Annotated in this window: 5 protein-coding genes and 1 riboswitch; of the genes, 3 read left to right on the forward strand and 2 right to left on the reverse strand. The window is 63.5% G+C overall.

The features are described from left to right. Both Q9S52_RS10125 and Q9S52_RS10130 read right to left on the reverse strand, forming a co-directional pair. Positions 1-1,130, reverse strand: a 1,130-nt coding sequence (locus Q9S52_RS10125) for a TonB-dependent receptor (RefSeq protein ID WP_304709025.1), incomplete at its 3' end; no start/stop codon positions are given. After that, a complete protein-coding gene (locus tag Q9S52_RS10130; RefSeq protein WP_370649011.1) occupies positions 1,127-2,218 on the reverse strand; it encodes a DUF5074 domain-containing protein in 1,092 nt (363 codons plus the stop codon). The genes Q9S52_RS10125 and Q9S52_RS10130, both read right to left, overlap by 4 nt. A 201-nt stretch (positions 2,219-2,419) precedes the next feature. Continuing rightward, positions 2,420-2,622, reverse strand: a riboswitch (cobalamin riboswitch). A gap of 134 nt (positions 2,623-2,756) precedes the next feature. Between Q9S52_RS10130 and rsmH the strand changes: the two genes are divergently transcribed. The 3 genes from rsmH to Q9S52_RS10145 are packed head-to-tail and all read left to right on the forward strand — an operon-like array spanning position 2,757 to position 6,448. After that, positions 2,757-3,680, forward strand: a complete 924-nt coding sequence (gene rsmH / locus Q9S52_RS10135) for a 16S rRNA (cytosine(1402)-N(4))-methyltransferase RsmH (RefSeq protein ID WP_304709026.1) — start codon at positions 2,757-2,759, stop codon at positions 3,678-3,680. 34 nt (positions 3,681-3,714) lie between these two features. After that, entirely contained in the window at positions 3,715-4,227 is a 513-nt protein-coding gene (locus Q9S52_RS10140) for an FtsL-like putative cell division protein (protein ID WP_304709027.1), read from the forward strand. 25 nt (positions 4,228-4,252) lie between these two features. Then, complete coding sequence (locus Q9S52_RS10145; RefSeq protein ID WP_304709028.1) at positions 4,253-6,448, forward strand: penicillin-binding protein; 2,196 nt, start codon at positions 4,253-4,255, stop codon at positions 6,446-6,448. Positions 6,449-6,951 lie beyond the last annotated feature (503 nt).

Genomic DNA, 6,951 nt, shown 5'->3' on the forward strand with positions numbered 1-6,951 from the left:
GCACTCTCCACCCAGTGCTGATGCGCCGAGAGATCGAGCGCGAACAGCCATTTCCTCCCCCCGTAATACTCCCCCCTCGCCCGCCCGTAGAGCGTCTGCACCCGGCTCCGCGAGCGCGTCATCGCCGCCATCGTCCCGTTTCCCACATCTCGTTTGTAGTCATACGCCATCCGCGTGTAGAGATACCCCCCGTTCGCCTCCGCCTTCCATCCCTCCCGTCTCCGCTCCCACGACACCACCCCCCGGAACGTCTGTTCCCGCTGCCTGTTTTCGAACTCCGTCTCGTCGCCGTACTCCGTCGTGAGCATCGGCAGCTCCCGGTTCGAATTCAGATACCACCCCCTCAGCCCCACCCGGTCCCCGTTCTCCGCCGTGTAGTACGCCTCCTGCAACACATGTATGTCCCGATACGCCCCGCTCCGGTTCCGTTCCGTCGGGTAATACTGCCCCACGATATTCATCTCCTCGTCGTAGATATTCTCCTTCTTGTCCCGATTCCGATACTTGTAATCGTTCGGCGACGAAGCGCAGACCGCCCGCGTCGACACCTGCCACCTCCGCGCCCCATACGTCAGCCTCAGGAACTCGTCGAACGTCCGGAACGACCCGATTCCCTGAACGTACTGCAACCCGACCCCCTCCGTTCCCGCCGGCCCCGTGCCCAGCCTCACCGCCCCCCCCAAGCCACCGCCCGCCTCGTCGACCGACGACGTCCCGTGGAGCAGCGACGCCTCGTCGATGAAGAACGCCGGAATCATCGAGAAATCCGTCATCCCCAGCATCGGATTATTGATCCTCATCCCGTTCCACGTCACCTGCGTATGCGACGGCGACGTCCCCCGGAACGCCACCGTCGCGAGCGTCGCCCGTCCGTAGCTCTTGACGAAGATCGACGAATGGAACGTCAGCACATCCGCCATCGAGAGCGCCACATTTCCCCTGAGCGCCGCACTGTCGAACCTCGTCCGCTGTATCCCGATCTCCTTCAGCGGCCTCCGCCCCCTCACCGTCACCACCTCCGTCCTCAGCAGCCGCTCCTTTCCCCCCTCCGTTCCGTCCTGCGCCGCCGCCGGCAGAGCCAGCCCCGCCAGCCCCCCGAGTATTCCCAGTATCCAACCCTTTCCCCTCATCGCCCCCCTCCGTTTATCCACCAGCAAAAAGCCCCCGGCGTGATTCCTGCGTAGAACCGGTCGATCAGCTCCCCCCCCGCCGAATAGCGGCAGATCATCCCCGGCTGCTGGTAATCGATCGCATCCGCCACATAGACATCGCCCCGGATCGGATCGACCGTCAGCCCGTAATAGATCGTCCCCGCCTCCTCCAGGAACGGCCCCTCCGGCAACCCCTCCGCCGTCACCGGCATCCTCCAGACATCCCCGTTAATCCAGTACAGCGTATCTCTCGTCCCGTTCAGCTGCACCTCCGACCCCCGGTCTCCCCGCCCGAACTCGAACCTCCGCTCGATCCGAAGCCCCTCCGGATCGATTCGATAGAGCGCCGGCGCCTCATACCCGTAAGGGCTCCCCTCCATTCCCCCGTCCGTAATCGTCCACAGCTTGCCGTACCTGTCCATCGCCAGCGACGTCGGCTGAATCCCCACCGCCAGCTCGTCCACCACCACATCCCGCTCCGCGTCGATCTTCAGGATTCGGTTTTGGTACGACCACCCGTTGACATAGACATACCTCCCCGCCTGCACCATCTGCTCCGTCGACCCCGTCTCCATCGTCATCCCCGGACACTCGATATATCCCGTGATCTCGAACCGCTTCGGATTCACGATAAAGATGCGATTGTCCCACAACTGCGTCACATACGCCTTCTCGTCCGACACGAAATGAATATATCTCGGCGACGTGAAGCCCGTGATGCGTCCGACCTCGCGACACGTCCGCACATCGATCGCGAAAACGACATGCGAATTGTTCACCACGATCCATCCCACCCCCTTCCTGACCACCATCGACTGCGCCACATCCCCCAGCTTCATCCCGTTCGCGCGGACAAAGAGCTCGTTTTCACCTCTTCCCGTCTTCGGATCGTAATACGACAGCGAAGCATTCCCATACTGGAAATTGCCCTCGTTGAGGACGAACAGCCCCCCCTCCGGCAGCGCCACCTCCTCCGTCGCGCCATAGTCCCACTTCATGCAGCCGCCCATCGCCAGCGCCAACGCCGCGAGCCCCAGCGCCCGGATATGTCCCCTTGTTTTTTTCATCATCGTCAGAAACCGCACCGACCGAGGGAGAGAGTTCGAAAAAGAGAAACAGGATAGAGTAGGGCAGCGCCCCTCCGCACAACCACCCCTCCGCCGCCGAAGAGGAACTTCCGACCCCCGGGAAACCCATCCCGCCCAGCCGTCCCTTCCATTGTCGTCGTATGCCCGATCTCCACCCGAAAACCCCGCAGGTGCAAATCACGTTGAAAACATCCTTTCGGCAGGTCTTCTGACTCGTCCCGTCCGCCGCGCCTTCCCGGCGCGCCGACGCGCCAGTGGCCAAGAGTGCGACAGACCGTTCAGCGGACTCACAGCAGCAGGTACTGTCCCGGACTTCCACCGGGTTCCCTTTTCAGCCGCACCGTACGAACTACGACCCGGCTACCCGAAACGATCGCGACAAAAATAGAGACCTTTCCCCACAAAACCAAACCCCGCTCCCGCTCCCCGAAGAAATCTCCCCGCCGCCCCTCCCCACCTCGCTAAAAAAGCGTAACTTTGTCACTTTAAACGGAATCGCACCCAGCCCGAGAGCCCCATGTCCGAATACCACCAACCCGTCCTGCTCCACGAGAGCCTCGACCGACTCGCCCTCCGTCCCGACGGCGTGTACGTCGACGTCACCTTCGGCGGCGGCGGTCACTCGCGCGCCCTGCTGGACCGCCTCGGCCGTCGCGGCCGCCTGCTCGCCTTCGACCAGGACGCCGACGCCTTGGCCAACGCCCCCGACGACCCCCGCCTCGTCCTGATCCATAACAACTTCCGCTTCCTGCGCAGCTGCGTACGCGCCGCCGGATTCGACCACGTAGACGGCATCCTCGCCGACCTCGGCGTCTCCTCCCACCACTTCGACACCGCCTCCCGCGGCTTCTCCTTTCGGTTCGACGGCCCCCTCGACATGCGGATGAACCAGCACGGCAGCTCCAAAACCGCCGCAGAATTGCTCAACACCTACGACCCCGCCCGGCTCGCCACCCTCTTCGGGCGGTACGGAGAGCTCGACAAGTGCTACCGCGTCGCCAACGCCATCGTGCGCTACCGCGAGACCGCCGGGCCATTCGCCCGGATCGACGACCTGCTGCGCGCCACCGAGAGCGTCACCCCCCGCGGCAGCGAGTCCCGCTTCCGCGCCCGGCTCTTCCAGGCCCTCCGCATCGAAGTCAACGGCGAGATGCAAGCCCTCGAAATGATGCTCTCCCAAGCCATCCGGCTCCTTCGTCCCGGCGGCCGGCTCAGCGTCATCACCTACCACTCCCTCGAAGACCGCCTCGCCAAGAACTTCATGCGGAGCGGCACCCCCGACGGCATCGTCCAGCGCGACTTTTACGGCCAGAGCTCCACCCCTGTCGTCCCCGTCGGCAAAGTGATCCTCCCCACCGCCGCCGAAATCGACCGCAACCCCCGCGCCCGGAGCGCCAAACTGCGCGTCGCCGAGCGCACCGGACAACAAATCCGCCCCTGAACCCGTTTTTCCCCCGGCCCCGTGCCGCCCAGCGATGAGACGCCCCTCCCGATACACCTCCCCCGAGTTTTCCGACCGGAACTACCGTCCGGCCCGCGGCACCATGCCCGACGACTGGCGCGAACCCGACAGCCCGCCCAGCCCCGAAGAGGAAGACCCGGACATCGCCGAAGAGTCCCCTCTCGCCCCCCCCTCCCGTGCCGGCGACGACACCCCCCCTCAGCCCCGGAAACGCAGCGGCCTCCGGATCGGCCAATTCTTCACCGGCGGCATCCTCACCCAGGAAGAGTTCACCCGCCGCCTGCCCGTGATCGTTTACGTCGTTTTTTTGATGCTCCTCTATATCGCCAACGGCTTCCACATCCAGCACAAACACAACGAACTGGATCGGATCTCCGAAGAGCTCAAACAACTCAAGACCCGCGCCGTGACCTCCTCCGCCGTTCGGATGACCCTCACCCGGCAGAGCGAAATCGAACGCCTCCTGCGCGAATACCGAATCCCGCTCGTACTCGACCACACCTCCCCCCACACCATCGACGAATAACCCCCCCCAGAGACCCAATCCCCCCATGGCCCGCCAATCCCCCCATACCGCCGAGCCCGAGACCCCCGTCGCCCCCCAGCGAAGCCCCATCAAAGAGGCCATCCTGCGGCGCGTCAAAGTCTTGTACGTCCTCTTCCTCTTCACCGGCCTCGCCGTCCTCGGTCGCATCGTCTGGCTCCAGATCGGCACCGACGGCGCCACCCTCCGCGACCTCTCCGACAAATACAGCTACCGCACCGAGATCGTCGAAGGCGCCCGCGGCAACATCTACTCCGACGACGGCCGCCTGCTCGCCATCTCCATCCCCTACTACGAACTTCGGATGGACATGGCCGCCGGCGGCCTCAGCGAGCAACGCTTCTTCGACAAAGTCGACTCCCTCAGCACCTGCCTCTCCGACTTCTTCGGCGACAAAACCCCCGAAGAGTACCGCAAAGAACTCCTTGACGCCCACACCGCCCGCAAGCGGTTCCACCTGATCACCCGCCGGAAAGTCAACTTCCTCGAACTCCAGACCATCCGCCGCTTTCCCCTCTTCCGCCTCGGCGCCAACCGCGGCGGCTTCATGGCCATCGAGAGCAACCGCCGCGTCAACCCCCACGGCGAACTCGCCCGCCGCACCCTCGGCTTCGTCAACCAGTGGGGCGTAAAACTCGGCATCGAAGGCGGCTTCGACAACTACCTCAAAGGCGAACCCGGCCAGATGCTCAAACAGAAGATCTCCGGCAACTTCTGGACCCCCATCGCCAGCGACCGCAACATCGACCCCATCGACGGCTACGACGTCGTCAGCACCCTCAACATCGAGATGCAGGACATGGTTCAGAGCGCCCTCCGCGAATGGATCGTCGAAGTCGAAGCCGACTGGGGCTGCGTCGCCGTCATGGAAGTGCAGACCGGCGACATCAAAGCCCTCTCGAACGTCACCCGGCGTTCCGACGGCACCCTCGTCGAAGACTACAACTACGTCATCGGGATGAGCATGGAACCCGGCTCCACCTTCAAGCTCGCCGGCCTGATCGCCCTGCTCGACGACGCCCACATGCCCCTCTCCACCCCCATCGAGACCGGCAACGGCGTCGAACAGATCGGCCCCGTCCGCGTCGTCGACTCCCACATCGGCGGCTTCGGCCGCCTCACCCTCCAGCAAGTCTTCGAGAAATCCTCCAACATCGGCATGGCCAAAGCCGTGAACCGCGCCTACGGCAGCCAGCCCGCCAAATTCGTCAACGCCCTGAACCGGATCGGCATCCACAAACCCCTCGACCTCCAGCTCGCCGGCGAAGCCAAACCCCTCATCAAACACCCCGCCATCCGGAACGGCTGGGACGGTACTACCCTCACCATGATGTCCTACGGCTACGCCCTGCGTCTCGCCCCGATCCATACCCTGACCCTCTTCAACGCCGTCGCCAACGACGGCGTGATGGTCAAACCCATGTTCGTGCGCGAACTCCGCCAATACGACAAGACCGTCCTGCGTTTTCCGACCGACACCCTGAACCCCGCCATCTGCTCGAAGACCGCCCTTCGGGGCGTCCAGCGCGCCATGGAAGGCGCCGTGACCAACGGCACCGGCCGCCTGCTGCTGAATCCGAAATACCGCGTCGCCGCCAAGACCGGTACCGCCCAGGTGGCTATCGGCCGCCACGGCTACGTGAGCCGCAGCGGCGGCCGCCACTACCTCGGATCCATCGCCGGCTACCTGCCCGCCGACCGTCCCAAGTATTCGATCGTCGTCGCCCTGAAGACCTACCACTCCGAGAACTCCCAGAAGACCTACTACGGCGGTTCGCTTGCCGGCCCCCTGTTCAAGACCGTCGCCGACCGCGTATTTTCGATGCACTACAACGTGACCAACCGCGTCGTGACCCGTCCCCAGAGCTTCGACCCCATGTTGAACGCCCTTTCCGGTTCCGCCACCGCCCTGGACAGCCTGTTGCGCGAGCTACACGTGATGGGCGCCCCCCGTCTGCCCTACGAAGGTCGTGCCGCGATCGACAGCGGCGGCCGAGTCGTCGTTTCGCCCCCCGTTTCGATCAGCACCGACTCCGGCGTTCCCGACTTTCGGGGATTGACCCTGATCGAAGCCCTGGAGCGTGCCGAGAGCTCCGGATTGAAGCCGAAATTCGAAGGGATGGGCACCGTTCGCGTCCAGTCTTTGTCCCCCGGCACCTCATTCAGCCCCGGCACCGAGATCACCCTGACCTTGCGTCGCTAGCACCGTGCGTTTTTTGGGCTGAGGCAGTTCGAGGATGCGTCAGCATCCGTCTAAAGTTTTTTCGGCTTCTTTTGTGAACAAAAGGAACAGTTCGAGGCGGGTCAAAGCTCATCCGCGCGCGATCGCTGAAGAAGAAAATCATTCAAACGCGTTGAATAAGATTTCCGCCAGCGCGCGGACAGAGAATGGGGGTAGAGGCGGCCAGTTGAAATGCGCAAGCATTTCCCGTCCACGGGACGTGGGGCCCGCGCGGCCCGAGCGCAGTCCCCTCAAACTAATCGCGCGCTCCGCCTTAAGAGGGAAATCGTCAAAATGCGCTTGCGTGTTTTGACAAGATTTCCTCGGCGCGCATCGAAGAACAGGGCTGTCGGCAGCTTAAGGATGCGCAGCATCCGTCTAAAGTTTTTTCGGCTTCTTTTGTGAACAAAAGGAACAGTTCGAGGCGGGTCAAAGCTCATCCGCGCGCGATCGCTGAAGAAGAAAATCATTCAAACGCGTTGAAT

The sequence above is a fragment of the uncultured Rikenella sp. genome, from assembly GCF_948810725.1.
GTDB lineage: Bacteria > Bacteroidota > Bacteroidia > Bacteroidales > Rikenellaceae > Rikenella.